The following is a 25,595-nucleotide window of genomic DNA, read 5'->3' as shown; positions in this document are numbered from 1 at the left end:
ACTGTCTTCAAAGTATGCAATAGGCGCTTTGGCCGCCGGATTATCCTGACAGGCGTTCCAGCTAGGGCAAAGCGCACCCGTTACAGCTCGCGCAAGATTTACTTTTTGTAAACAGGCGACACACAGCACACGCCTCCTGCGCTGTAGGACTCCAGCGCACATTCAGCCCGCTGCCGCAAACGTTTTCTCTGCGTGTGACAGCACCATGTATGCCGCTTTTTCGGCCACCATGATGGTGGGCGCATTCGTGTTACCACTTGGAATGCTCGGAAAAATAGAAGCATCCACCACCCGCAGCCCTAGCACCCCGTGCACACGCAATTGGCTATCCACCACATCCATCGCCCCACGCCCCATGCGGCAGGTGCCCACTGGGTGGTAAATCGTGTCTGCAGTTTGCCGCACCCACTGTGCAATTTCCCCAGGCGTTTGCGCGCTCGCGGAACGAGGCAGCTCTTGCGCGCGATGCCGCGCCAAAGCGGTTTGCGCCAAGATGCGACGTGCCATTTGCACCCCCCGGACGGTGCGCTGCAAGTCGTCCTCCACTGCCAAGAAGTTGGGGTCGATCAATGGCAACGTCAAGGGGTCTGCACTGCGCAACCTGACCGTGCCACGGCTTTGTGGGCGCAGCACACACACATGGCAGGAAAAACCATGCCCCCAAACGGTCTGGCGCCCATGGTCGATGAGTTTGGCCACCACAAAATGCAGTTGCAAATCAGGCCGTGATACTTCGGGGCTGCTTTTCAGAAAAGCACCTGCTTCCGCAAAATTGGTAGTTAACCTGCCGGTTCGCTTGCTGTGCCACTCCCATGCACCTTGCACCATGTGCATCAGCCCTGTCGCGGACCAACCAAAGGACTGCGTCAGCTGGGGAGCATCTGCCACCAGCAGCGCATCCAGATGGTCGTGCAGGTTGTGGCCCACGCCTGGCAAATCATGCGCAGGCTGCACACCCACCTCTCTCAAATGCGCCGCAGGCCCGATGCCCGACAGCATGAGTATCTGCGGCGACAACAACGCACCGGCACTCAACAACACCTCGCGGCGCGCATGCACTGTGTGGCGCACACCGCCACGCTCATATTCCACCCCCGTTGCACGCAGCCCTGCCTCGGTAGTTGTGAGCACAATCCGCAGCACCTGCGCCCCGGTACGCACCTGCAGATTACGGCGCCCCCAATGCGGTGTGAGGTAAGCCTTGGCGGCACTCCACCGCTCCCCATTTTTCTGGGTCACTTGGTAAAGCCCTACACCTTCTTGGCTGCCGCCATTGAAGTCTGTATTGCGCGCAAACCCCGCTTGCACGCCCGCTTCGACAAAGTCCTGGCTCAAGCTGTTGGGCTGCTGCAAGTCCACCACATTCAGCGGCCCACCTTGGGCATGCCAGGCATCGGCCCCGCGTTCGTTGTGCTCCGCCTTCAAAAACCACGGCTTGACATCCGCCCAAGCCCACCCGGGATTACCTTGTGCCGCCCAGCCGTCATAGTCTTGCGGCTGCCCCCGCAGATAAATCATCGCGTTGACCGAACTGCTGCCCCCCAGCACCTTTCCGCGCGGCTGATAGCCACACCGCCCGTTCAAACCTGCCTGCGGTACGGTTTGCATCGCCCAATTGAGGTGCGGAGCTTTGGACATGGCCGCTAGACCTGCCGGGCATTGCACCAATGGCGTGGCATCTGTGCCTCCGGCCTCCAGGACACACACCTGGTGCTGACCATCTTCACTCAGCCGACCTGCCAGCACACAGCCCGCAGAGCCTGCGCCAATTACGACATAGTCAAATACTTCATTCATGCAGACCGCTCCCGCAGCTTGAAGGCACCTACGTTACGCGCTCTACTTCAGAATTTGGATACCATCTTCCCCGCATACCAATCATTAACTAGGGAGATACAACCGTGAGCATTCAAACCGTAGGCATCGTTGGCGCAGGCACCATGGGCAACGGCATTGCACAAGCATGTGCCGTTTCAGGCGTTGCTGTGGTGATGGTGGACATTTCGGAAGCCGCCGTGCAAAAGGGCTTGTCCACTATCTCGGGCAGCCTTGACCGCCTGATCAAAAAAGAAAAAATCACCGTCGCCGACAAAGAAAAAGCCCTGTCGCTGATCAAGACCTCCACCAGCTATGACGACCTCAAGCCCGCCCAGTTGGTGATTGAGGCCGCCACCGAGAACTACGATCTCAAGGTCAAAATCCTCAAGCAGTTGGATGACACGCTACCTGCTGAGACACTGGTTGCCACCAACACCTCGTCCATCTCCATCACCAAGCTGGGCGCCGTCACTCAGCGCGCCGACAAGTTCATCGGCATGCACTTCTTCAACCCCGTGCCCATGATGGCGCTGGTGGAGATCATTCGTGGCCTGCAGACCAGCGATGCCACCCACGACACCGTCAAGGCCTTGTCGGAAAAGCTGGGCAAGAGCCCCATCACCGTCAAAAATGCACCTGGCTTTGTGGTGAACCGCATTCTGGTGCCCATGATCAACGAAGCCTTCTACGTCCTCAGCGAAGGTACGGCCACGGCGGAAGACATTGATGCGGGCATGAAGCTGGGCTGCAACCAGCCGATTGGCCCCCTGGCGCTGGCTGACATGATTGGCCTGGACGTGTGCCTGGCCGTCATGGAGGTGTACCTGGAAGAATTCGGCGACAGCAAGTACCGCCCTTGCTATTTGCTGCGTGAAATGGTGGCCGCCGGCCGTTTGGGCCGCAAAACCGGCCAAGGCGTGTACACCTACTAAACCCGCGCACCATCCAGAAAACGCCCAGCCGCACCACGCCGCTGGGCGTTTGCGTTTTGCGCGATGACCTACGCCCTTGCCGGCGCCGCGCAGGTACATTGACTGCGGCATGCCTGCAAGGGCGCTTGCACGCTCACTTCCTCAATGTTGAACGATGGAGATTCGTCATGGCCCAGCAACTGGACAAAGTGCTTTACACCGCCCACGCACACACCACCGGCGGCCGCGAAGGTGCTTCGCGCACGCACGATGGCAAACTGGACATTCAGCTCACGCCACCAGGCGGCAGCGGCACTGGCACCAACCCTGAGCAACTGTTTGCGGCCGGCTACTCTGCCTGCTTTATTGGCGCCCTCAAAGCAGTGGCTGCACGCCAGAAGATCAGCTTACCGCCCGATGTGTCGGTGGATGCAGAGGTGGATTTAGGGCCTGTCGGCCCAGCCTTTGGGATTGCCGTGCGCATGCACATTCATCTGCCGGGCATGGACAAAGCCCAGGCCCAGTCGCTGGTGGATGCCGCACACCAAGTCTGTCCCTATTCCAACGCCACCCGCGGCAACATCCCCGTCACCCTCACGATTGATTGAGGGCCGCAGGGCTGATGTATGCATCGGCCAGCGCATGGTAAGCCTGGGTGCGCAAATCAAAATACCCTTCAAAGCTCAGCGCACCCGCAATATCGTGGGTGCGGTAGCGTGCCAGCCACAGCTGCGTGACCGGTGCCTGCCAATTCCAGGCCGCAGGCACACCGCACTGCAACTGCAGCAACACCGTCTGCAGAGGTAAACGGCTGCCGTAGTGCCCCAGGGTGACGTGGGGCACATAACGCCAGCCAGGGTGCGACCCATGCGCCAGCAGTGCCGCATGCGCGGCAAGCAAAGCCGTAGTCGGTGCAACCGCCAGATACGGCACGGTGGCAAAGCTCCCCACTCCCTGTATCTGCAGCGCAAATGGCTGTAACTGCGCCGCTTGCAGCGCCTGAATATCAGTGTGCAATTGCGCCACACCAAACTCTGCGGCAGCGTGGGTGCCTTCTGCCGCAGCCATCAAGCCCCGGTAGCCCAGCGTGACATGGGGCTGGCGGGCATAGCGCGGCAGCAGCGATTGCTGAACGCTGGAACGGGCTTGTGCCACCTGTGCAATCACCTGCGGATGCTCCAGCCGGATCAGCCAAACCGCACACCAAGGGCAGCCACGGTGCCACTCGACAAAATCGCGGTCTTCACAGACTTCGGTGTAACTGGGGGTGGGCAACGACATAAGCGCTGCAGTGTGCCAGCAAGACAAGCCACATCGGGCGAATAAAAACAATAGCGGCCAGCGATTTTCCAACAATGCTTTCAAAGCAAAAACTTATCGAAACGCTTTTAAATAAAGCACCAAGCGCTCATTTTTTATCCACCCATCTCGGGTAAGCCCCAGTGTGTCATGCAAGCCTGCCGCCAGCTTTTCGCGCAACCATGGACAGCATGAAACTGGCTTTGTTTTCTGACATTCACGCCAACTTGCAAGCGCTGCAGGCCTGCATGGCCCATGCGCGCGCACAAGGCACCACGCAAATGGCTTTTTTAGGCGACATGCTCGGCTACGGCGGCAGCCCCGCAGCGGTGCTCGACACCATCATGCATGCCGTGCAAGAAGGCGCATGGATCGTGCGCGGCAACCACGATGACCTGGCACTGCACCCGCCCAGCGACATCGTGCATATGGGCGAGCAAGGCGCGCAGTGGACCCACGCGCAGCTCGCCCCCGTGCACCTGCAGTTTCTGGAGCAGTTGCCCTTGCTCAGCCAGCACGGCAGTGTGCTGCTGGTACACGCCAGCGCCCACCAGCCCGAACGCTGGACCTACATTGAAAACAGCGTCATGGCCGAGCGCAGTATGACCGCTGCCAGCGACATCGACCCCGCCATCCGCTATGTGTTCAGCGGCCACGTACACCACCAGTCGCTGTACTACCTCACCCCCACCGCCAAGCTGATGCGCTTTGTGCCCCAACCCGGCGTGCCCATCCCGGTGCCCGCACACCGCCAGTGGCTGGCGATTGTGGGCTCCTGCGGCCAGCCCCGCGATGGCGATGTGCGCGCCATGTATGCGCTGTACGACGCCCACAACGCCACCATGACGTTCCACCGCGTCGCCTACGACCACCCCGCCGCCGTACAGGCACTGCAGCGCAGCGGCATGCCCAGCAGCTTTGCCGAGCGCTTGGAGCAAGGCCGATGAAAAAGCTCACCCCCGGCACCGAAATTGATGGTTTTATGGTGGAGGACTGCATCCACGCAGGCGGCATGGCCCACATCTACAGCGTGCGTTACGCACCAACCATGCGGCCAGCGGCAGCCCCCGGCTTTCCGATGGTGATGAAAATCCCGCGCATGACCGCGGGCGACGGTGCAGAAAACATCGTCAGTTTTGAGATGGAGCTGCAAATTCTGCCCGCGCTACACGGCCCCCATGTGCCACGCTTTGTGGCAGCGGGAGATCTGGTGCGGCTGCCCTACCTGGTGATGGAACACATGGCGGGCCACACCTTGCAGCACTGGCTGGATCAACCTGCCCCCTTGGCCATCGACACCATTGCCCAACTGGGAGCGGCCATGGCACAGGCCGCCCACAGCCTGCATCAGCAAAACTGCTGCCACCTGGACCTCAAGCCCGGCAACGTCATCATCCAAGACAGCGGCAACGCGGTGCTGCTGGACTTTGGCCTGTCTTGCCACGCGCACTACCCCGATTTGCTGGCCGAAGAATTGCGCAAAGCCGTGGGCTCACCGGCATGGATTGCACCCGAGCAAATTGTGGGCGTGCGCGGCGATGTGCGCAGCGATATTTTTGCCATCGGCGTCATGCTCTATGAACTGACCACGGGCGAATTGCCTTTCGGCGCACCCACCACCGAAGGCGGCATGCGCCAACGCATGTGGATGGCGCCCACACCGCCGCGTGCGCTGCGCGCTGACGTGCCCGATTGGCTGCAAGAAATCATCCTGCGCTGCCTGGAGCCAGCCGCCGCCCAACGCTATGCTAGCGCCGCCGAGCTGGCCTTTGACCTAGTCAACCCAGGACAAGTGCCCATCACACGCCGCGGCATGCGCCTGCACGGCATACCTTTGCTGGGTAAGCTACGCCGCTGGATCACCGCCGCCGGCATGGAATACCAGCCCAGCCCCTTGCCTGTGCAGCAAATCACCGAAGTGCCGATCCTGATGGTGGCCGTGCCACACAAAGACGTGAGCGATGCCACGCTGTACAGCCTGCGGCAAGCGGTAGCGCGCTCGCTGTCCACCCGGCCAGGAGCGCGCCTTGCGGTCGTGACCGTGATCTCGCCCTCGGACAGCAGCAGCACCGACAGCAGCCGCAGCGAAACGCAGTTGCACCGCACCCACCTAGCGAGGCTCAAACACTGGGCCCAAGGGCTGGAGACGGGGGGGCATGGTGTGAGTTACCACGTCCTTGAAGCCTCCGACGTCGCTCAAGCCATCGTGCGCTACGCGCAAGGCAATAACGTGGGCTTGCTCATCCTTGGTGCCGCCACCCATGGCCTGCAAATGCAACGCCTGATCGCCACCGTACCCATGCGGGTGGCACGCGATGCACCCTGCACGGTCATCCTGGTCAAGCAGCAATTACCTTTCGAGGCACTCAGTCAGTTGCAAACTTCGGACACTCCAAGTCAAACAGAAAGCACGCACTCACTTTCTAATTAAATATCAGCTGGATTGCCACCTCCCATTAAAAAGCAACGCCATACGCCCAAATGAACGCCGCAGCGACAGACATATCCCGCAGTTTTGCATTCATTTGCATTGCCGCACACCACAATGTGAAATTTTTTGTTACAACACTGCCATGCGCATTGCTGTTCTGGACGACGATCCAATTTTCCTGAAGCTGGTGGAAGCCACCATTCACCAAATGGGCCACGCCACCATCTTGTTTGAGACGGGGGAAGATTTGCTGCGCGCCATGCGGCGCGAAAGCTTTGACCTTTTGATCGTTGACTGGCTGCTGCCCGGCCTGAGCGGCATTGAGGTGGTGCGCGCCCTGCGCGATGCGGGCGGCAGCAAACTGCCTATCTTGTTTGCCAGCCAGCGCCACGAGGAGCAAGACATTGTTGCCGCTTTCAACGCCGGTGCCGATGATTTCATGGTCAAGCCTCTGCGTGTGCAAGAGCTCATGGCACGTGTCACCGCGCTGATGCGCCGCGCCTACCCGGACGTCTCCACCATGCGGCTGGATTTTTCGCCGTACCGCCTTGATCCTGTCGCGCGCACCGTTTATTTGAACAACCAGCCGATTGAACTCAAGCACCGCGAATATGAACTGGCAGAGTTCTTATTCCAAAACTGCGGCCGATTGCTGTCCCGCAACCACCTGACCGAAGCCGTGTGGGGCAATATCACCCCTACGCCTTCGCGCACGCTCGACACCCACGCCTCCAGACTGCGCACCAAGTTGCAATTGGGGCAATTCCACGGCGATGGCCAGATTTACCAGCTCAGCGCGATTTACGGCTTGGGCTACCGGCTGGAAATTTTGTCGGCCCCCGAAAAAGTGGTGGAACCTGCTTGATATGCCCGGTCGGCGCAGCGCTGTACTGCGCCCTCCTTGGCCTGCCACGCTGCAAGAGCGGCCGGCCTAGCGCTTCTTTGTAGGCTGCCATCACTGCCCATGCGGGCTGCGCATCGCCGCCCAGCGGTACAACAGCCGCAGACTGCCAACATCGCGATCTGTTTTAGCCTTGCAGGGCCGCAAGGCCGTATGCTTGCGTCTCCGATTCCTTCGACTGACAGTCCACGCGCCGACCGCTATCGCTCCCCATGAAGCACCTTTCTCTCAGTTTGACTGCCAAAATCGTGCTGCTGGTCGCCTTGATGGGGGTTGCCTCTGCCACGATCACGGTTTATGCCACCTGGCACATGCAGCGCATTGAGTCGCGCTACCACCAGTTGATGGCGCAACAAGACGCAACCACCAGCCGCGTGGCCTTGGTGCGGCAACACCTCGCGGAGGTGTCTGCCTTGGTGCATACGGTGCTCACCGCAAGCCATGAGGACCAAATACTCCTATCTCAAGAGCACCTCGCGCTGATGCAGCAACGCTTTGAGGCCAATTTGCATGAAATTTATGCCCTACTGCCAGAGCATGAACTGCAATTGGACCAAGTGCTCACCCAGTCACGCCATATGTTTGCGGCGGGGCGCAGCGTCGTCACCGCCAGCTTGCAGCGGCAGGCGCAGCACGCGCTGATCGTGCTGAGCCAAAGCTTTACGCCTGCGCTGACCCATCTGCTGACCGAAGTCCATATGCTGCGCACGGAAAGCCAAACGTTTTTCCAGGCCACGTCGCAGGATGTAGAGCACAGCACCCAAGCCGCCATCACCACCACCACGCTGGCCGGCTGGTTGAGCGTGCTGGCCATTTCAGCATGTGCGGCCTGGATTGCCCTGCGCCACGTATCGCAACCGATTGGCCGTCTTACTGCCAGCATGCAACGCATGAGCAGGCACGACTACCACCTCCAGATTGCCGACCAAGATCGCGCCGATGAAATCGGCACCATGGCGCGCACCTTGCAAAGCTTTGCCACGGCCTTGCAAGAAGCGGCACAGCTCGAGCGCGAGCTTGCCTTGCACCAGCACAACCACTTGCTGACTGAACAATTGCAGCAACTCACCAGCGCGTTGCCCGGTGCCGTCTTCCAGATGAAGCTCGCGCCGGGCGGGGCACTGCGCCTGCGTTTTGCCAGCCCGCAGTGGGCGCAACTCATGGGCATGCCCTCCGATGCAGACACGGGCATTGTTCATGCCGCCGAAGTGATTCGCCATCACGACCAGCAGGCCACACGCATGGCCGAACAACACTTTGCGGAAAGTGCACGGACCTTGACGCCTGTGGACTTTGATCAGTCCATCGTGATGCTCGATGGCGTCACCCGCTGGATCAAAACCCGCGCCAACCCGCACCAAGAAAGCGACGGCAGCATTACTTTCAATGGCGTGTGGCTGGACGTCACCAAAGAAATGCAGCAGTCGCGCGCACTCGAAAAAGCCAAACGCCATGCGGAGCAAAGCGCGGCAGAGCGCTCCACCCTGCAAGCCAGCATCAGCCACGAAATTCGCACGCCCCTCAATGCCATTTTGGGCCTGACGCAGCTGCTGCTGAAAGCCGATCTGCCGCAGCCTCAGCGTGAGCAGCTCTACAACATCTTGCGAGCGGGCCAGCATTTGCGCGGCATCGTCAATGAAGTCTTAGACTTCTCCAAGATTGATGCGGGGCAGCTCAAGCTGGAGAGCACTGACTTCAGCTTGGAGAACGTGGTGCTAGATGTGCTCAGCATGTGCCATGAAGATGCCAGCAAAAAAGGGCTGTCACTCAACTACAAAATGGCACGCGAGGTGCCCGATCACCTGCGCGGCGACCCCCATCGCATTGCGCAGATATTGCTGAACTACATCAACAACGCCATCAAGTTCACCACGTCCGGGCACATTCACATTGCCTTGCGCTTGGATGCCAGCAGCACCTTGCACCGCATCGTGCTGCACGTGAGCGTCAAAGACACCGGCCCCGGCATTCCGGCAGACCATTTGCCCTTGTTGTTTGAAGCTTTCCAGCAAGCCGATAACTCCATCACGCGGCGCTTTGGCGGCACAGGCCTTGGCTTAACCATTTCGCGCGCCCTGGCGCAATTGATGGGTGGCTCGGCCGGGGTGCACAGCACCTTGGGCCAAGGCAGCACCTTCTGGTTCACTGCCGTCTTGGAGCCTGCGCGCTCTTACGTCCACGCCCCCACGCAAACGCCGGCACTCCAGCAGCAGTCGCACACCCCTGCCAATACCTGGCAGGGATTGCGCATTTTGGTGGTGGATGACAACCCCCTCAACCGCGCCGTGGCTGAGGGCATGCTGCATGTACTGGGCCTGCAAACGGAAGTTGCCGAAGACGGATTGCAGGCGCTGGAGCGGCTAGAGCACGCAGGCCCCGGCTACTACGCCTGCGTGCTGATGGACATTCAAATGCCGCACATGGATGGCCTCAGCGCCACCCAGGCGCTGCGCCAACGCCCGGGCTTTGCACATTTGCCCGTCATTGCAATGACTGCACACACCGCGGTGCAAGACGTAGAACGCGCCCATGCGGCCGGCATGAATGCGCATTTGAGCAAACCTTTGCTGGAATCTGCACTGCACCATGCATTGCAAGAATGGCTGGGCAGTGCAGGGCCTACCTCCGAAGCGCCCTCCGCCACCCATCGGCAGGCCGCCGCATTACCCCCCGTTTTTGAGCCCAGCGCCATCGATGCACTGGCCCAATTGTTTGATAGCGCCAAACTGCAGCAATTGGTCAACCAGTTCTCCCATGACAGCCTACAGCGTGCCCGCCAACTTCCTGCACTGGCGCTGCAACATGACTGGCAAGCCATGCGTGCGCAAGCGCATAAGCTGACGGGCACAGCAGCGACCTTCGGGCTGATGCGCCTGGGCCATCTGTCGTCCGCATTGACTACCGCGTTAAAAGCATCGGACTCGGAGCGCGCCATGGAGTTGGCACACCATGTAGCCCAATCCGCCGAGGCTGGCGTGCTCGAACTCCAGGCCTACTGCACGACCACTTCACCCCACCATTAAGCGCCATGCCCTACGCAAGTTGGTTGCCCATTCACCCACAGCTGCTGTCCGCGACACAAGCACAAAAAGTGCTGGTGATTGACGATGTGGAAATTAATGCTGCACTGATCGCGAGTGTCGTAGGTACGCTGTGTGATGTGCAAACCGCGACATCCAGCCAAAAGGGGCTGGAGATGGCGCTGCAATACCATCCAGATTTGATTTTGCTGGATGTACTCATGCCCGAAATGGACGGTTTTGAGGTGTTTCGCCGCCTGCAAAATGAGCCGCGCACCGCGCACATCCCGGTAATCTTTTTGACGGGTATCTCTGATGCCAGTGCCGAAGAAGTAGGCCTGAACATGGGGGCCGCAGACTTTATTGCCAAGCCCTTTCGCACTGCCGTATTGCTGGCACGCGTGCGCAATCATTTGCAATTGGCGCAACAGCGCAACCTGCTAGAGCGGCTGTCGCATGCTGATGGTTTAACAGGCATCGCAAACCGCCGCTACTTCAACACCATGCTCACGCGTGAATTCAGCCGCATGCAGCGCCACAACCAGCCACTGGCGCTGCTGATGCTGGATGTGGATGACTTCAAAGCCTTTAACGATCACTACGGCCATGTGCATGGCGATGAGTGCCTGCAGCAAGTGGCCCACGCGATTGCGCAGTGCCTCCATCGCCCCGGCGACATGGTCGCCCGGTATGGCGGAGAAGAGTTTGTGTGCCTGCTCCCCGATACCACCTTGGATGGTGCCTTGAAACTGGCCCACGACATTCAGGCAGCAATTGCAGCGCTGCGCTTGCCGCATGTACAAGCGCAGGCCGCAGCGTTTGTGACGGTCAGTATCGGTGTCGCTTCAGAGCTGCCCCATCAGCTGGGACATAGCCAGCAAATTCTGTCGATTGCCGATGCGCGCCTGTACCGTGCCAAACGTGGTGGCCGCAACCGCATCGTGAGCGACGATTAGCAGCCACCACGCACCCGGCACTCCGGCACCAGATTGCCTTGCGCATCGCGCCACTGCACAGCACCGGCGCCCGATGCAGCGGGCGCCGAGGAGGGCCGCGCAGTGTCAGGCGCTGCAGCAGGCTCCGCCTTGGACGCAGAACCAGCCTTGGGGTCATGCAAGACCGTTGAAGTTCCAACGCCCGCCCCCACGCTCGCACCGCCCACAGGCACGGATGCCCCGACACCGGCACTCCCCGTCACTTGCCCGCGCTGGTTCACCCCGACGCCCACACCCACCGGCCCCACACCGGTGCCCACGCCTGCAGATACGCCCCCGGTTCCCATACCCACGCCGATGCGAAACGGCCCCACGGGCACACCCACCCCGACACCTGCCGAGGTAGAGCACCCCGCCAGCAAGGACAGCAGAGCGATGGAAATCCACAGTTTTTTCATCCCTGCATTGTGCGCAAATCTGCGGGGGCACGCACTGCAACCCAGCTTGCACGGCATGCGAACGCGGGAATAAAACCATAGCTGCCAGCGCTTTATTTATAAGCACAAGAAGCCTAAAACGCTTATAAAAAAAGCCTCGGCAGCTTGCACTGCCGAGGCTATGGGTGTGGGTGTAAAAAACTTTTACACCAGCAGCGCGTTCACACGCTTGACGTAGGCAGCGGGGTCTTCCGGAATGCCGCCTTCGGCCAGCAGGGCCTGGTCAAACAAGATGTGCGCCAGATCATGGAAGTGCACACTGCCGTCCAGCTTCTTCACCAAGGCGTGCTCGGGGTTGACCTCCAGCACCGGCTTGGAGGTCGGCACGGCCTGCCCCGCTTGCTTGAGCATGCGGGCCAATTGCTGGCTCATGCCGTCATCGGTCACCACCAAGCAGGCGGGTGAGTCCACCAGGCGTGTGGTCACGCGCACGTCTTCGGCCTTGTCTTTCAGCGCTTCTTTGAGCTTGGCCAACACCGGTTTGAAGGCTTCAGCGGCTTCTTCCGCAGCTTTCTTTTCCTCTTCGTCTTGCAGCTTGCCCAAGTCTACGGCGCCCTTGGCTACCGACTGCAGCGGTGTGCCGTCAAAGTGCGTCAGGTAGTTCAATGCCCACTCGTCCACGCGGTCGGTCATCAGCAGGACTTCAATGCCCTTCTTCTTGAACACTTCCAGCTGTGGGCTGTTCTTGGCAGCGGCCAGCGTTTCGGCGGTGATGTAGTAGATGGCTTCTTGGCCTTCCTTCATGCGCGCCTTGTAGTCGGCCAGCGAGACAGACACAGTGTCAGAAGTGGTCGACGCAAAGCGCAGCAGCTTGGCAATGCGCTCCTTGTTGGCGAAGTCCTCGCCCAAGCCTTCTTTCAGCACCGCACCAAACTCGGCGTAGAACTGGCTGTACTTGCCTTCCTTGGCTTTGTCCTCTTCGCTGACTACGTCGGTCACGCCGTCGGCGTCGGTGGATGCTTCATGCTTGTCGTGCTTGGCCAGGTCTTCCAGCATGCTCAATACACGCTTGACTGAGCCATCGCGGATCAGTTTCACGTCGCGGCTTTCCTGCAGCAGCTCGCGGCTCACGTTCAGCGGCAAATCGGCCGAGTCGATCACGCCCTTCACAAAGCGCAGGTAGCCGGGCAGCAGCGCTTCGGCGTCGTCCATGATGAAGACGCGCTTCACATACAGCTTCACGCCCGCCTTCTTCTCACGGTGGTACAGGTCAAACGGGGCCTTGCCGGGGATGTACAGCAGTTGCGTGTACTCGGTGTTGCCTTCCACGCGGTTGTGGCTCCAGCTCAGCGGATCGTCGTAGTCGTGGCTGATAGCCTTGTAAAACTCTTTGTACTGCTCTTCGGTCACATCCTTTTTGGCGCGGGTCCACAGGGCGCTGGCCTTGTTGACGGTTTCCCACTCGCCGGTCTTGACCATGGCACCGGGCTGATCGTTCTCGCCGTCCTTCCACTCTTCCTTTTCCATCAAGATGGGCAGGCTGATGTGGTCGGAGTACTTGGTGATCAGCTGCTTGAGCTTCCAGCCGTTCAAGAATTCCTCGGCGTCATCCCGCAGGTGCAGCGTGATGCTGGTGCCGCGCTGCGCACGCTCGATTTGCTCGACCTCAAACTCGCCGGTGCCACCGCTGACCCAGCGCACGCCGTCGCTGGCAGGCAGGCCTGCGCGGCGCGATTCCACGGTGATCTTGTCGGCCACGATGTAGCCCGAATAAAAGCCCACACCAAACTGGCCAATCAGCTGCGCATCGCTCTTTTGGTCACCGCTGAGCTTGTCCATAAAGGCTTTGGTGCCGCTTTTGGCGATGGTGCCCAAGTTCTCAATCGCTTCCTGCTGGCTCATGCCAATGCCGGTGTCAGCAATGGTGATGGTCTTGGCATCCTTGTCGAAGGACAGGCGCACTTCCAGATTGGGCTGGTCGCCATACAGGCTGCTGTCGTTCAGCGCTTCAAAACGCAGCTTGTCGCAGGCGTCCGATGCGTTGGAGATCAGCTCTCGCACAAAGATTTCAGGGTTGGAATACAGCGAATGCGTGACCAGATGCAGCAGTTGGGCTACTTCTGCTTGAAAAGAATGGGTTTGCTTACTCATCGTTTGATCTTTGACTGTCTGACGGAAACATCGATTATGCAGAGCCAGCACGCTGGCACAGCCAGCCAGATAGGGGCTGGCGCCCAGAATTCAAGGCCACTGTGCTGTTGCCATGTAGCAACATCTCTCACCACAACAACAGAAAGGCGAAAGAGAATTATTCTCAATCAACAATAGAATTGCGCCTGCCCCACATGTCGCTGGGGCGCTCATACTGAAATTTTCATGTCCAACGCCGCAAAAACATCCAACAAGGCGGGACTGCACTGCGAACTCACCCAGCTGGCTCTTGCCACTGGCCTGTGCTTCGTGGGTGCGTCCGCTTTCGCCCAGGAAACCGCCACCCTGTCGACCGTAACCGTCAAAGAGGCTGCGACCAGCCCGGTCAAAGTCGACGAAGCCGTCTCTTCCAAGTTCACGGCTCCGCTGAAAGAAACGCCCAAGAGCGTGCAAATCATCAGCGAAGAAGTCATCAAGCAAACCGGCGCAACCAGCTTGAAAGATGCGTTGAAAGGCAGCTCGGGCATCACATTTGGCTCCGGCGAAGGCGGCAGTGCCTCCGGCGACCGGCCTTTCATGCGCGGCAGCGATGCACAGTCGAGCATCTTCATCGACGGCCTGCGTGACATCGCCCCTTCCGCCCGTGAAGTGTTCAACCTCGAAGCGATTGAAATCGTCAAGGGTTCTGACTCGGCCTACGCAGGCCGTGGTGGGGCTGGTGGCTCCATCAACATGAGCACCAAAAAACCCAAAAACGAAAACTTCATCTCGGGTGATGTGGGCCTGGGCACCGACCATTACAAACGCGCCACCCTGGACGGCAACTGGAAACTGGGTGAAACCACGGCCTTGCGTTTGAATGCCATGGCCCATGACGCGGATGTACCCGGTCGTAATGGCCCCGAAAACCAGCGCTGGGGGATTGCCCCTTCGGTGACGTTTGGCCTGAACACGCCCGATCGCCTGACCTTGTCTTTGCAGCATCTGGAAACCGACGATGTGCCAGATGGCGGCATGCCCTTCAATCGCCCCGCCACCTACCCCACCAGTGGCACGCACATCATCAAGCCTACGACCGGCGGCAATCGCGAAAACTGGTACGGTCTGCGCGGCCTGGACATGCAAAAGGAGCGCAGCGATGTGTTCACGGTCAACTACGAGCACGACCTGAGCGACACCAACCGATTCCGCAACACCCTGCGCTATACGGACTCCACCCAGCAGTACATCTGGGCCCAGCCCGATGACAGCAAGGGCAATGTGGCATCCGGACAGGTATTTCGCCGCTACAACACCCGCCACTCTGCAACACAAACATGGCAAAACGTCAGCGAGTTGACGGGGCAAAGCAACTGGCTGGGCCTGAAAAACCGCTTTGCCTTCGGCGCAGAAATTGCACACGAAGCCTCGGAGTACGGCAGCTACACGGGCACAGGTTTTAGCAGCAACGCGGCAGCCTGCACCGGCGCCAATGCGCAATACTGCACCAGCTTAAGCAACCCCGGCGGTGTATTTAGCGGCACGATTGTCAAAGGCCCCATCACCAACCAGTTCCAGTCCAACACACTGTCGCTCTATGGCTTTGACACCATCGACTTGAACGACCGCTGGCTGTTGAACACCGGCCTGCGCCTGGACCACTACCGCACCCGCGCCAGCACGACCACCGAAAACTTTGAGCGTGTAGACACGTTGCTGAACTACCAATTGGGCGTGGTGTACAAGCTCACCCCGCAGGGCAATCTGTATGCCTCAATGGGCAGCTCGTCCACGCCCGGCAACAGCAATCTGGGCCTGGATGGGAACACCGCGATCAATAACAGCACGGGCACACGAGGCACCCTGAATGCGGAAGACCTCAAGCCCGAGAAAACACGCTCCATCGAATTTGGCACCAAATGGGAACTGCTGGAACAGCGCCTGAGCGTCAACGCAGCCATCTTCCGCAATGAAGTCACCGACGCACGGGTGACCGATGGCGTAGGCAGCAACAACTACGCGCGCATGTCGGGCCAAAAAGTTATCAATGGCTTGGAGCTGGGGGTAGCAGGACGCGTTGCGCCCGGCGTGGATGTGAGCTTTGGCTACACCTTCATGGATAGCGAGCAAAAAGACATCGGCTTGACCAGTGCAGGCAAACCCAAAGCTGGCACGGGCATGGCCTTCCCCGGTACACCCAAGCACAGCGCCAGTCTGTGGGCCACTTACAAGCCCACACAAAAGCTCACTTTGGGCCTGGGTGCATATGCGCAAAGCAGCATGAATGCCAGCTACGCGGATAACGGTGATGCGTTGCTGATTCGCCAAGTCAGCGGCTACGCCCGCTACGACGCCATGCTGAGCTACGTCATCAACCCCAATGTGACGTTCCAGTTGAATGTGATGAATCTGGGCGACAAGCAATACTACGCTTCGGCCAATTCCCCGCACTATGCCACCTTGGGTGCTGGCCGCTCTGCCGTCGCAGCGCTGAAATTCACCTACTGATGCACACAACCCTGGCCCCGGTTTTGACCAGGGCCAGTTGCACACCCCACCAAGCCCCGCCAGCCTGCACTGCTGCGGGGTTTTGACGTAGATACTGATTGCCGCACGCCCCTGCTGGGGTCGGTGTTTTGAAAGGTTCTTCACCATGATGCTCCGCATCCCTGCCCTGCTTTCTGCGCAAGAAGTTCGCGAATACCGCCAAGCCATGGAGGCCGCAGACTGGCAAGACGGCCGCCTGACTGCGGGCCACTTGGCTGCCCAGGTGAAAAGCAATTTGCAACTGCCAGTGGACAGCCCCTTGGCCGCCCAGATGGGGAATCTGATTTTGGACAAGCTGGGGCACAACCCGCTGTATTTATCGGCAGCGCTGCCCCTGCGGGTGCTGCCCCCCCGCTTTAACCGCTACGAAGGCGGCGGCACCTACGGCAACCACATTGACAACGCCCTGTTCGTCATTTCGGGCACGGCCACCAAGGTGCGTACCGATGTCTCCACCACCGTGTTCTTCAGCGAGCCTGACGAGTACGACGGGGGCGAGCTGATCGTCGAAGACACCTTCGGCCACCAAAGCGTGAAATTGGCGGCGGGCGACGCCATCGTCTACCCCGGCAGCAGCTTGCACCGCGTCAACCCCGTCACCCGTGGCACGCGCTATGCCTCGTTTTTCTGGACGCAAAGCCTGATCAAGTCTGACGAGCAGCGCCGGCTGCTGTTTGACTTGGACCAGTCCATCCAGCAACTCACTGCCGACCATCCCGCGCATCCCAAGCTCTCGGCACTGTCGGGCACTTACCACAACCTGCTGCGCATGTGGTCGGAGGCCTGATGCACCCCCCCCAACTCAACGCCTTGGGAGCGCCGGTGCGTGCAGCGCACAGCCAGATACCTGCAGACATCGCCTGCGCCGCAGACTATGAGCGCCATGCCATCCATTACATCGAGGCGCATGCGTGGCGACACATTCAAGGCGGAGCAGACCAAAACCTCACACTCACCCACAATCGCAAGGCTTGGGATGGACTGCGCCTGCTGCCCCAGCCGATTGCCGACCTGGGGAACGCCCACACCCGCACCACGCTGCTGGGCCACGACTTGGCCAGCCCCATCTTGCTCGCCCCCGTGGCCTACCAGTGCCTGGCACACCCCGAGGGTGAGCTGGCCACCGTGCGTGCAGCCACCGCCTTGCAAACCGGCATGCTGGTGAGCACCCTGTCCAGCTACACCCTGGAAGACATTGCCCAAGCTGGCCAGGCGGCAGCGGCTGAAATGGAGCAAGGCGCACCCCGCTGGTTTCAGCTGTATCTACAGCCTGACCGTGCGCACAGCCTGCAACTCATTCGCCGTGCAGAAGCTGCGGGCTACACCGCGATCGTCTGGACGGTGGACGCGTCCATCAAACGCTCGGGCTTTGCGCTGCCCTACGGCGTAGAGGCGGCCAACCTGCGCGACATGCCCAGCGCCACGCACACCAGTGCACTGCAAGGCCCGATGTTGTTTGGCACACCGCTGATGCAACAGGCCCCGAGCTGGGACGACCTGCGCTGGCTGCGCGCGCACACCCAGCTGCCACTGATCGTGAAAGGCATTTTGTCGCCCGCACAGGCGCGCCAGGCGGTGGCATACGGTGCGGATGCGCTGGTCATATCCAACCACGGCGGGCGGGTGCTGGATGGTGTTGTCAGTCCCGTGGAAGTGCTGCCCGCCATCGCGGCCGCGGTGGGCGCTGGCACCCCTTTGCTGGTAGACAGCGGGGTGCGTTATGGCACGGACGTGGTCAAGGCGCTGGCGCTGGGCGCCCATGCTGTGCTGATTGGCCGCCCGCAAATGCATGCGCTGGCCACGGCAGGCCTGCTGGGCGTGGCCCATCTGCTGCATTTGCTGCGGGCGGAGCTGGAGCTGGCAATGGCACATCTGGGCTGCGCACGGGTGGCCGACATTACGCCGGACACCCTGTGGCCGCGCTAACTCCACAGCCCGAGCCTCAACCCGACAGACGGCATTTCAAAATGTTACGTGCGTCACAAAGGCGCTGCACGCGCCTCGAAAGACGATTTTTGACCGTTACATCTCACCCACGCACGCCCCCGCCTGCCTAGGATGCACCACAGCGGGCAGATGTCCTGCCCGCATCCACCCCGCATCTTGTGCAGGAGGCGCTATGCACACCTCAGTTCAAAAATGGTCGGCTGAATTCATTGGCACGCTCTGGCTCACCCTGGGCGGTTGCGGCAGTGCCGTACTGGCGGCGGCGTTCCCAGAAATCGGGATCGGCCTGGTAGGTGTTTCACTGGCATTTGGTTTGACGGTGGTGACCGGCGCCTACGCCTTGGGGCCCATCTCTGGCGGGCATTTCAACCCCGCAGTCTCCGTGGGGCTGGCCATGGGCGGGCGCTTTGCATGGGCCGAGCTCCCCGGCTATGTGATCGCCCAGGTGCTGGGCGCCGTCGTGGGCGGCGGCATTTTGTACGTGATTGCCACGGGCAAAGCCGGTGCGGACCTGGGTGGCTTTGCCACCAACGGCTTTGGTGCACATTCGCCCGGTGGCTATGACCTGTCTGCGGCAGTGCTCACCGAAGTCGTCATGACCGCACTGTTCCTGGTGGTGATTTTGGGCGCCACAGCCCAACGAGCCGCTGCCGGCTTTGCCGGGCTAGCGATTGGCCTGTGCCTGACGCTGATTCACCTCATCAGTATTCCCGTCACCAATACCTCGGTCAACCCCGCGCGCTCTACCGGCGTGGCCGTATTTGGCCCCGACATTGCCATGAGCCAGTTGTGGCTGTTCTGGGTGGCCCCCATCGTCGGCGCCATCATCGGCGCCGTGATCTACAAAAGCCTGCTGGCCAACCGCGCCGACGATTGAACCCAGCCAGCGCCATGCGGCTTGGGCCTGGCTGCTGGCGGTCGCCCACAACCCGCCATGCCGGTTGGCGCCAGAGAGCACGCATGCACAGACATAAAAAAGGGAGCTGCTTGCGCGCTCCCTTTCTTGGTTTCAGATGGTTTTATATCTGAAATGCAGGTTTATCAAGCGCCAGGCGCTCTCTTTATTTGCTGTCGTCGCCCGGATTGTCTTCTGGACGAATCACCTTTACCGGCGCAGCCTTGCCCTTGAGTTCGGCAGGCGCACGGTAGGTGCGAATACCGCTGAAGGAGCGGCGTACCTCGCCTACGCTGTTGGCGTAGTCAGGGCGCTCTTCACGTACCGCGTTGGGACGATCGCCCCCCTTGTTAAAGCGGGGACGGTCGCCCTGCTTGCGTTCATCACGCGGGCCACGGTCTTTGTTAAAGCGTGGGCGATCGCTACCTTCTGGGCGAGGGCCACGGTCATTGCGATCGTTAAAACGGGGACGGTCACCACCACCAAAGCCACCATCTTCACGGCGTGGGCGATCACTAAAGCTGCGCTCTGGACGCGGGCCGCGGTCGCTGCGCTCATTGGAGCGAGGGCGATCGCCACCAAAACCACCTTCGCGGCGGGGGCCGCGCTCCGCATCATTGAAACGCGGGCGGTCGGCCTGGCCAAAGCCACCCTCTTCACGGCGTGGGCGGTCACCAAAGTTGCGCTCTGGACGCGGGCCGCGCTCATCGCGGTTAAAGCGGGGTCGATCACCACCACCGAAGCCGCCTTCTGGGCGAGGGCCACGGTCGTTACGGTCATTAAAACGGGGGCGGTCACCACCGCCAAAACTACCCTCTTCACGGCGTGGACGGTCACCAAAGCTGCGCTCTGGACGCGGGCCGCGCTCATCGCGGTTAAAACGCGGGCGGTCACCACCACCGAAGCCGCCTTCTGGGCGAGGGCCACGGTCGTTGCGGTCGTTAAAACGGGGGCGGTCACCACCAAAGCCACCTTCGCGGCGGGGGCCGCGCTCCGCATCATTGAAACGCGGGCGGTCGGCCTGGCCAAAGCCACCCTCTTCACGACGTGGGCGGTCACCAAAGCTGCGCTCTGGACGCGGGCCGCGCTCATCGCGGTTAAAACGGGGGCGGTCACCACCAAAGCCACCTTCGCGGCGGGGCGCGCGCTCCGCATCATTAAAACGCGGGCGGTCAGCCTGGCCAAAGCCACCCTCTTCACGGCGTGGACGGTCGCCAAAGCTGCGTTCTGGACGCGGGCCGCGCTCATCGCGGTTAAAGCGCGGACGATCACCGCCGCCAAAGCCGCCTTCAGGGCGGGGGCCACGGTCGTTGCGGTCATTGAAACGGGGGCGATCGCCCCCAAAGTTGCCTTCGCGGCGGGGGCCGCGCTCATCGCGTGCGCCAAAAGATGGACCACCACGAGGGCGATCACCGCCACGGCGCTCGGAGCGCTCACCGTCAGGTCGGTCGGAACGGGAGGCGCCATCTTTGGCAGGGCCTCGGGAATGGGGGTGGTCTTTGAAAGACATGCTCGGCTCTTGGAGTTAGGGGGCTATTGTCACTCCGCTTGCACAGCCTTGCTGGCCGCTCAGACTATGCCCTGTGAACGTAACTCTCTGTCACGGCTGGGCGCTTGGCGGCACAAAAACGTGCTTCGCGCAAAGCCTGCAAATCCATCACCCGCAATCCGCCGTATTCCACCTGAATGGCACCATGGCTTTCCAACGTCGCCAGCGCTTCATTCACCCGCTGGCGCGACAGGCCCACCAGATACGCCAGCTCCTGCTGGGTAATACGCAGCACACTGCTGCCGCCGGGGTAAAGCACTGGGTTGAACAGGGCCGCCAGGCTGCGTGCCACGCGCACATCCGGGTTGCTGATGCGGTCAATTTCACGTGCGGCAATGAACTGGCCCAGCCGCTCATTGAGCTGGTTCATGATGAACCGGTTAAAGCCCAATGAGTTATCGAGCAGCCACTGGAAGGTATCCAGCGGGATGCCTGCAATCAGGCTTTTGCGCAGGGCCTGAATGTTGTAGCGGTAAGGCTCGCGCTTGATGCATGTGCCCTCCCCAAACCAGCCGCCCGGCGGCACACCGGTGAACGTCATAGTCAGGCCATCGGCGTTATCGGCACTCATTTTGAGCAAGCCATCAATCAGCCCCAGCCAGTACGTCACGGTACGGCCTGCATGGCAGACATATTCCCCGGCACATGCAGGCGTCACCTGCAGTGCGGCAATGGCGCGCTCGCGCTCGCGGGGCAGCAATGAATGCATCCACGGAATCGCTTCGATTTCTTCAGGCGTTGCGACACGTCGACGTTGGTACAAGGAAGTGCTGGGGCTCATAAGTCGCAAGCATGTGCGCGGCAGCTTTGTCGTGGCAATGGGGTTTGCCACGACAAAGCAAGCCGCTCTTCGCACCAGGCCCTGATGCAAATCAAATGCACACAAAAAGAGGCCATATGACGACAAAGCACGCGTAAAAACCCGATTAGGTCTTTCCCGAGAAAGTCGTTGCAAAGACAAGAAAACGTCAAAGTGCTGCCTACGATGAATTTAGTTCGTGAACTTGACGCGCTCTTTTGGCCGCTCGTTCATTTAGCTCCTGGTTGAATGAAACTTTGAGGATCTGCAATGGCAACAACATTTCCGCACCTGCTACTTCAGCATGCTGCCGAAAGGCCGGGCGCTGCGGCTCTGCGCGAGAAGGAATACGGCATCTGGCAAACCTGGACTTGGGCGGAAGTAGCCCAAGACGTGCGCCATATGGCTTGTGGGCTGGCCGCGCTGGGCTTGGCCAAAGGCCAGAATCTGGCCTTTATCAGTGATAACCGCCCCCATCTGTACATGGGCTTCGTGGCCGTACAAAGCATAGGCGCCGTGCCTATTCCGCTGTACCAGGACGCGGTCGCACAAGAGATGTGTTTTGTGATGCAAGACGCAGACATTGCCTTTGCGTTTGCCGAAAACCAAGAGCAAGTCGACAAGCTGCTGGAAGTGCGCGAAACCGTGCCCAGCATTCAGCACATCATCTACGACGATCCTCGTGGCTTGCGCAAATACACCGAGCCGGGACTCATCAGCACCGAACAGCTCAAGCAATTGGGCCAAGCATGGGACCGTGACCACCCTGGCGCATGGGAAGCCATGGCCAACGCTGTTCAGGCAGATGATGTCTCCGTCATCCTCTACACCTCCGGCACCACCGGCAAGCCCAAGGGCGTGTGCCAAACGCATGCCAGCTTTATTGGCTCCGCCCGAGGTGGTGTTGAAGTCGATGGCTTGAACCCCAGCGACAACGTCATCTCTTACTTGCCCCCCGCCTGGGTGGGCGACCACCTGTTCTCCGTGGCGCAATGGATGGTGGCGGGCTTTACCATCAACTGCCCCGAATCAGCCAGCACCATCAATATCGACCTGCGCGAGATTGGTCCTACCTATTACTTTGCGCCACCCCGGGTGTTTGAAGGCATGCTGACCTCCGTCTCCATCCGCATGGAAGACGCCGCCAAGCCCAAGCAATGGCTGTTTGAAAAATGCATGACCCTTGCCAAACGCGTAGGGGCAGACATTCTGGACGGCAAACCCGTGGGAATGCTGGACCGCATCAAATACGGCCTGGGTGATTTGCTGATCTACGGCCCCTTGCGCAATGTGATGGGTCTGTCGCGCATTCGCGTGGCCTACACCGCAGGCGCGGCGATTGGGCCGGATCTGTTCAAGTTCTTCCGCTCCATCGGCATCAACCTCAAGCAGTTGTACGGCCAGACGGAAACCTGTGCGTATGTCTGCATTCAGAAAAATGGTCAGGTCAAGCTCAACACGGTGGGCCAGGCAGCCCCCGGCATTGAACTGAAGATTGCCGACAACGGCGAGGTGCTGGTCAAGGGCGTCTCGGTACTCAAGGAGTACTACAAGCGCCCTGACGCCACGGCCGAAGTGATTGATGAAAACGGCTACTTCCACACCGGCGATGCCGGCGTGCTGGATGAAGACGGGCACCTGCGCATCATCGACCGTGCCAAAGACGTGGGCAAAACCAACACCGGCGCCATGTTTGCGCCCAACTACATCGAGAACAAGCTCAAGTTCTTCCCGCACATCAAGGAGGCCGTGTGCTTTGGCAATGGCCGAGATCAGGTGTGTGCCTTCATCAATATCGACTACGAGGCCGTGGGCAACTGGGCCGAGCGCCAAGGCATTCCCTACGGCGGCTATGTCGATCTGGCGTCCAAATCCAAGGTGCTGGAGCTGATCACTGAGTGCATCCAGCAGGTGAATGCCGACCTGGCCACCGAGGCTGGCATGTCAGACACCCAAGTCGCACGCTTTTTGGTGCTGCACAAGGAGCTGGATCCCGATGACGATGAGCTGACGCGCACCCGCAAAGTGCGCCGCAACTTCATTGCCGAAAAGTACGGGGTGTTGATTGATGCGCTCTACAGCAGCAAGACCGAGCAGTTCATCGAAACCCAGGTGAAGTTCGAGGACGGCCGCACGGGCAGTGTCAGCGCCACGCTGCAAATTCAGGATGCACGGCGCTTCCCGGCATCACGCACCGCTGCCTGACCCCCAGAACGAAAGAACCGCAGCCATGACAGACAAAAAGATTGGCGATGTCATTTTGGACATCCAGAACATCAGCCTGCGCTTTGGTGGCGTGAAGGCATTGACGGACATCTCGTTCAACGTCAAAGAGCACGAGATCCGCTCCATCATCGGCCCCAACGGTGCAGGCAAAAGCTCCATGCTCAACTGCATCAACGGCGTGTACACCCCCTCGGAAGGCTCCATCACCTTCCGCGGCAAAAAGTTTGACCACATGAACAGCCGCCAGGTGGCAGAGATGGGCGTGGCCCGCACCTTCCAGAACCTGGCGCTGTTCAAAGGCATGAGCGTGATCGACAACATCATGACCGGCCGCAACCTCAAAATTAAGAGCAACCTGCTGATGCAGGCCCTGCGCTGGGGGCCTGCCGAGAAAGAAGAGATTGCGCACCGCGAGTTTGTCGAGCACATCATCGACTTCCTGGAAATTCAGGCATTCCGCAAGACGCCCGTGGGCCAGTTGCCCTACGGCCTGCAAAAGCGTGTGGACCTGGGCCGTGCCCTGGCGATGGAGCCGCAAGTGCTGCTGCTGGACGAGCCCATGGCCGGTATGAACGTGGAAGAAAAGCAGGACATGTGCCGCTTCATCCTCGACGTGAATGACGAGTTCGGCACCACCATCGTGCTGATCGAGCACGACATGGGCGTGGTGATGGACATCTCGGACCGCGTCGTGGTGCTGGACTACGGCAAGAAGATTGGCGATGGCGCCCCCGACGAAGTGCGCAACAACGAAGACGTGATCCGTGCCTATCTGGGCACCAGCCACTAATGCAACGGAACACGGGAGACACGCAATGGCATTCTTTTTAGAAACTCTGTCTGGCGGCCTGATGGCCGGCATGCTTTACGCGCTGGTAGCACTCGGCTTTGTGCTGATCTACAAAGCCTCCGGCGTTTTCAACTTTGCCCAAGGTGCGATGGTGCTGTTTGCAGCACTGGCCATGGCACGCTTTGCGGAATGGGTGCCGCAGTGGACGGGCATTGACAACAAGATCTTCGCCAATGGGGTGGCCTTTATCTTGGCCGCTTGCATCATGTTCATCAGCGCCTGGCTGATTGAGCGCCTGGTACTCCGCCACCTGGTCAACCAAGATGCCGCCACGCTGCTGATGGCCACGCTGGGCATCACCTACTTCATGGAAGGTGTAGGCCAGACGCTGTTTGGCAGCGAGATTTACAAAATCGACATTGGCATGCCCAAAGACCCTGTCTTCATTTTGGACAGCGTGTTTGACGGCGGCGTGATGATCAACCAAGAAGACGTCATCGCCGCCGTGATTGCGGCGTGCTTGGTGGCGGCACTGTCCGTCTTCTTCCAGAAAACCAGCACGGGCCGTGCTTTGCGCGCGGTGGCAGATGATCACCAGGCCGCGCAATCCATCGGCATCCCGCTCAACCGCATCTGGGTGATTGTGTGGTGCGTGGCCGGTGTAGTGGCCTTGGTGGCCGGCATGATCTGGGGCTCCAAATTGGGCGTGCAGTTCACGCTCACCACCGTCGCACTGCGCGCACTGCCTGTGGTGATTTTGGGCGGCTTGACCTCGGTGCCCGGCGCCATCATCGGCGGCCTGATCATCGGTGTGGGCGAGAAGTTGTCCGAGGTGTATCTGGGCCCCTATGTGGGCGGTGGTATCGAAATCTGGTTCGCCTATGTGCTGGCCTTGGTGTTCTTGCTGTTCCGTCCGCAAGGGCTGTTCGGCGAGAAGATTATTGACCGTGTCTGACCGGT

Annotated in this window: 20 protein-coding genes; 14 read left to right on the top strand and 6 right to left on the bottom strand. The window is 60.2% G+C overall.

The annotated features are described in order from the left end of the window. Positions 1-162 precede the first annotated feature (162 nt). The gene (locus B3R00_RS04460) at positions 163-1,797 is read right to left on the bottom strand and encodes a GMC family oxidoreductase (protein WP_286997668.1); all 1,635 of its coding nucleotides are present in this window, start codon (positions 1,795-1,797) and stop codon (positions 163-165) included. A gap of 104 nt (positions 1,798-1,901) precedes the next feature. On the opposite strand from B3R00_RS04460, the gene B3R00_RS04455 reads away from it, so the two are divergent. Continuing rightward, positions 1,902-2,750 (top strand): 3-hydroxybutyryl-CoA dehydrogenase, encoded by an 849-nt coding sequence (locus tag B3R00_RS04455; RefSeq protein ID WP_286997666.1) that lies wholly within the window; start codon positions 1,902-1,904, stop codon positions 2,748-2,750. A gap of 167 nt (positions 2,751-2,917) precedes the next feature. Next, on the top strand, positions 2,918-3,337 hold the full coding sequence (locus B3R00_RS04450; RefSeq protein WP_286997664.1) for an organic hydroperoxide resistance protein: 420 nt from the start codon (positions 2,918-2,920) through the stop codon (positions 3,335-3,337). Here the strand turns inward: B3R00_RS04450 and B3R00_RS04445 are convergent. Beyond that, positions 3,324-4,010 (bottom strand): 2'-5' RNA ligase family protein, encoded by a 687-nt coding sequence (locus B3R00_RS04445; protein ID WP_286997663.1) that lies wholly within the window; start codon positions 4,008-4,010, stop codon positions 3,324-3,326. The genes B3R00_RS04450 and B3R00_RS04445 overlap by 14 nt on opposite strands. A 209-nt stretch (positions 4,011-4,219) precedes the next feature. Between B3R00_RS04445 and B3R00_RS04440 the strand changes: the two genes are divergently transcribed. The 5 genes from B3R00_RS04440 to B3R00_RS04420 all read left to right on the top strand — a co-directional run bounded on the left by B3R00_RS04440 (position 4,220) and on the right by B3R00_RS04420 (position 11,336). After that, on the top strand, positions 4,220-4,975 hold the full coding sequence (locus tag B3R00_RS04440) for a metallophosphoesterase family protein (protein ID WP_286997712.1): 756 nt from the start codon (positions 4,220-4,222) through the stop codon (positions 4,973-4,975). Beyond that, on the top strand, positions 4,972-6,459 hold the full coding sequence (locus B3R00_RS04435) for a bifunctional serine/threonine-protein kinase/universal stress protein (RefSeq protein ID WP_286997662.1): 1,488 nt from the start codon (positions 4,972-4,974) through the stop codon (positions 6,457-6,459). Before B3R00_RS04440 ends, B3R00_RS04435 begins: the two co-directional genes overlap by 4 nt. 142 nt (positions 6,460-6,601) lie before the next feature. Beyond that, the gene (locus B3R00_RS04430) at positions 6,602-7,324 is read left to right on the top strand and encodes a response regulator transcription factor (RefSeq protein ID WP_219162979.1); all 723 of its coding nucleotides are present in this window, start codon (positions 6,602-6,604) and stop codon (positions 7,322-7,324) included. A gap of 248 nt (positions 7,325-7,572) precedes the next feature. Further along, positions 7,573-10,383, top strand: a complete 2,811-nt coding sequence (locus tag B3R00_RS04425; protein WP_286997661.1) for a hybrid sensor histidine kinase/response regulator — start codon at positions 7,573-7,575, stop codon at positions 10,381-10,383. Between the two features lie 5 nt (positions 10,384-10,388). Next, positions 10,389-11,336 (top strand): diguanylate cyclase, encoded by a 948-nt coding sequence (locus tag B3R00_RS04420; RefSeq protein WP_286997660.1) that lies wholly within the window; start codon positions 10,389-10,391, stop codon positions 11,334-11,336. On the opposite strand, the gene B3R00_RS04415 is transcribed toward B3R00_RS04420, so the two are convergent. After that, complete coding sequence (locus tag B3R00_RS04415; protein WP_286997659.1) at positions 11,333-11,773, bottom strand: hypothetical protein; 441 nt, start codon at positions 11,771-11,773, stop codon at positions 11,333-11,335. The genes B3R00_RS04420 and B3R00_RS04415 overlap by 4 nt on opposite strands. 183 nt (positions 11,774-11,956) lie before the next feature. Further along, entirely contained in the window at positions 11,957-13,903 is a 1,947-nt protein-coding gene (gene htpG / locus B3R00_RS04410; protein ID WP_286997658.1) for a molecular chaperone HtpG, read from the bottom strand. Positions 13,904-14,128: 225 nt separating this feature from the next. Between htpG and B3R00_RS04405 the strand changes: the two genes are divergently transcribed. From B3R00_RS04405 to aqpZ, 4 genes are all read left to right on the top strand, one after another. After that, positions 14,129-16,390: a TonB-dependent receptor gene (locus B3R00_RS04405; RefSeq protein WP_286997657.1), complete on the top strand. Its 2,262-nt coding sequence runs from the start codon at positions 14,129-14,131 to the stop codon at positions 16,388-16,390. A gap of 145 nt (positions 16,391-16,535) precedes the next feature. After that, positions 16,536-17,216: a Fe2+-dependent dioxygenase gene (locus tag B3R00_RS04400; protein WP_286997655.1), complete on the top strand. Its 681-nt coding sequence runs from the start codon at positions 16,536-16,538 to the stop codon at positions 17,214-17,216. Beyond that, positions 17,216-18,355: an alpha-hydroxy acid oxidase gene (locus B3R00_RS04395; RefSeq protein WP_286997654.1), complete on the top strand. Its 1,140-nt coding sequence runs from the start codon at positions 17,216-17,218 to the stop codon at positions 18,353-18,355. The genes B3R00_RS04400 and B3R00_RS04395 overlap by 1 nt, the downstream gene beginning before the upstream one ends. A gap of 193 nt (positions 18,356-18,548) precedes the next feature. Beyond that, on the top strand, positions 18,549-19,253 hold the full coding sequence (gene aqpZ / locus B3R00_RS04390) for an aquaporin Z (protein ID WP_286997653.1): 705 nt from the start codon (positions 18,549-18,551) through the stop codon (positions 19,251-19,253). 184 nt (positions 19,254-19,437) lie between these two features. Here the strand turns inward: aqpZ and B3R00_RS04385 are convergent, their stop codons facing one another. Continuing rightward, complete coding sequence (locus tag B3R00_RS04385; RefSeq protein ID WP_286997652.1) at positions 19,438-20,781, bottom strand: hypothetical protein; 1,344 nt, start codon at positions 20,779-20,781, stop codon at positions 19,438-19,440. A 64-nt stretch (positions 20,782-20,845) separates the two neighbouring features. Continuing rightward, complete coding sequence (locus B3R00_RS04380; RefSeq protein ID WP_286997651.1) at positions 20,846-21,601, bottom strand: Crp/Fnr family transcriptional regulator; 756 nt, start codon at positions 21,599-21,601, stop codon at positions 20,846-20,848. 288 nt (positions 21,602-21,889) lie between these two features. On the opposite strand from B3R00_RS04380, the gene B3R00_RS04375 reads away from it, so the two are divergent. From B3R00_RS04375 to B3R00_RS04365, 3 genes are read left to right on the top strand one after another with little or no spacing between them, the layout of a single operon-like run. Next, positions 21,890-23,824, top strand: coding sequence for an AMP-dependent synthetase/ligase (locus B3R00_RS04375; protein ID WP_286997649.1), 1,935 nt, complete (start codon positions 21,890-21,892; stop codon positions 23,822-23,824). A 25-nt stretch (positions 23,825-23,849) separates the two neighbouring features. Then, positions 23,850-24,635: an ABC transporter ATP-binding protein gene (locus B3R00_RS04370; protein WP_219162990.1), complete on the top strand. Its 786-nt coding sequence runs from the start codon at positions 23,850-23,852 to the stop codon at positions 24,633-24,635. A 25-nt stretch (positions 24,636-24,660) separates the two neighbouring features. Continuing rightward, positions 24,661-25,590 (top strand): branched-chain amino acid ABC transporter permease, encoded by a 930-nt coding sequence (locus tag B3R00_RS04365; protein WP_286997646.1) that lies wholly within the window; start codon positions 24,661-24,663, stop codon positions 25,588-25,590. Positions 25,591-25,595: the final 5 nt, after the last annotated feature.

The organism is Comamonas sp. UBA7840 (genome assembly GCF_002501455.1).
GTDB classification, from domain to species: domain Bacteria; phylum Pseudomonadota; class Gammaproteobacteria; order Burkholderiales; family Burkholderiaceae_C; genus Comamonas; species Comamonas jiangduensis.
Note: the sequence above shows the minus strand (reverse complement) of the source record. Positions and strands in the feature narration are given on the sequence as shown.

Bases quoted from the DNA above. Each gene is read 5' to 3' on its own strand.
- B3R00_RS04460 (WP_286997668.1), bottom strand. From the start codon at position 1,797: ATGAATGAAGTATTTGACTATGTCGTAATTGGCGCAGGCTCTGCGGGC.
- B3R00_RS04450 (WP_286997664.1), top strand. From the start codon at position 2,918: ATGGCCCAGCAACTGGACAAAGTGCTTTACACCGCCCACGCACACACC.
- B3R00_RS04445 (WP_286997663.1), bottom strand. From the start codon at position 4,010: ATGTCGTTGCCCACCCCCAGTTACACCGAAGTCTGTGAAGACCGCGAT.
- B3R00_RS04440 (WP_286997712.1), top strand. From the start codon at position 4,220: ATGAAACTGGCTTTGTTTTCTGACATTCACGCCAACTTGCAAGCGCTG.
- B3R00_RS04435 (WP_286997662.1), top strand. From the start codon at position 4,972: ATGAAAAAGCTCACCCCCGGCACCGAAATTGATGGTTTTATGGTGGAG.
- B3R00_RS04430 (WP_219162979.1), top strand. From the start codon at position 6,602: ATGCGCATTGCTGTTCTGGACGACGATCCAATTTTCCTGAAGCTGGTG.
- B3R00_RS04425 (WP_286997661.1), top strand. From the start codon at position 7,573: ATGAAGCACCTTTCTCTCAGTTTGACTGCCAAAATCGTGCTGCTGGTC.
- B3R00_RS04420 (WP_286997660.1), top strand. From the start codon at position 10,389: ATGCCCTACGCAAGTTGGTTGCCCATTCACCCACAGCTGCTGTCCGCG.
- B3R00_RS04415 (WP_286997659.1), bottom strand. From the start codon at position 11,773: ATGAAAAAACTGTGGATTTCCATCGCTCTGCTGTCCTTGCTGGCGGGG.
- htpG (WP_286997658.1), bottom strand. From the start codon at position 13,903: ATGAGTAAGCAAACCCATTCTTTTCAAGCAGAAGTAGCCCAACTGCTG.
- B3R00_RS04405 (WP_286997657.1), top strand. From the start codon at position 14,129: ATGTCCAACGCCGCAAAAACATCCAACAAGGCGGGACTGCACTGCGAA.
- B3R00_RS04400 (WP_286997655.1), top strand. From the start codon at position 16,536: ATGATGCTCCGCATCCCTGCCCTGCTTTCTGCGCAAGAAGTTCGCGAA.
- B3R00_RS04395 (WP_286997654.1), top strand. From the start codon at position 17,216: ATGCACCCCCCCCAACTCAACGCCTTGGGAGCGCCGGTGCGTGCAGCG.
- aqpZ (WP_286997653.1), top strand. From the start codon at position 18,549: ATGCACACCTCAGTTCAAAAATGGTCGGCTGAATTCATTGGCACGCTC.
- B3R00_RS04385 (WP_286997652.1), bottom strand. From the start codon at position 20,781: ATGTCTTTCAAAGACCACCCCCATTCCCGAGGCCCTGCCAAAGATGGC.
- B3R00_RS04380 (WP_286997651.1), bottom strand. From the start codon at position 21,601: ATGAGCCCCAGCACTTCCTTGTACCAACGTCGACGTGTCGCAACGCCT.
- B3R00_RS04375 (WP_286997649.1), top strand. From the start codon at position 21,890: ATGGCAACAACATTTCCGCACCTGCTACTTCAGCATGCTGCCGAAAGG.
- B3R00_RS04370 (WP_219162990.1), top strand. From the start codon at position 23,850: ATGACAGACAAAAAGATTGGCGATGTCATTTTGGACATCCAGAACATC.
- B3R00_RS04365 (WP_286997646.1), top strand. From the start codon at position 24,661: ATGGCATTCTTTTTAGAAACTCTGTCTGGCGGCCTGATGGCCGGCATG.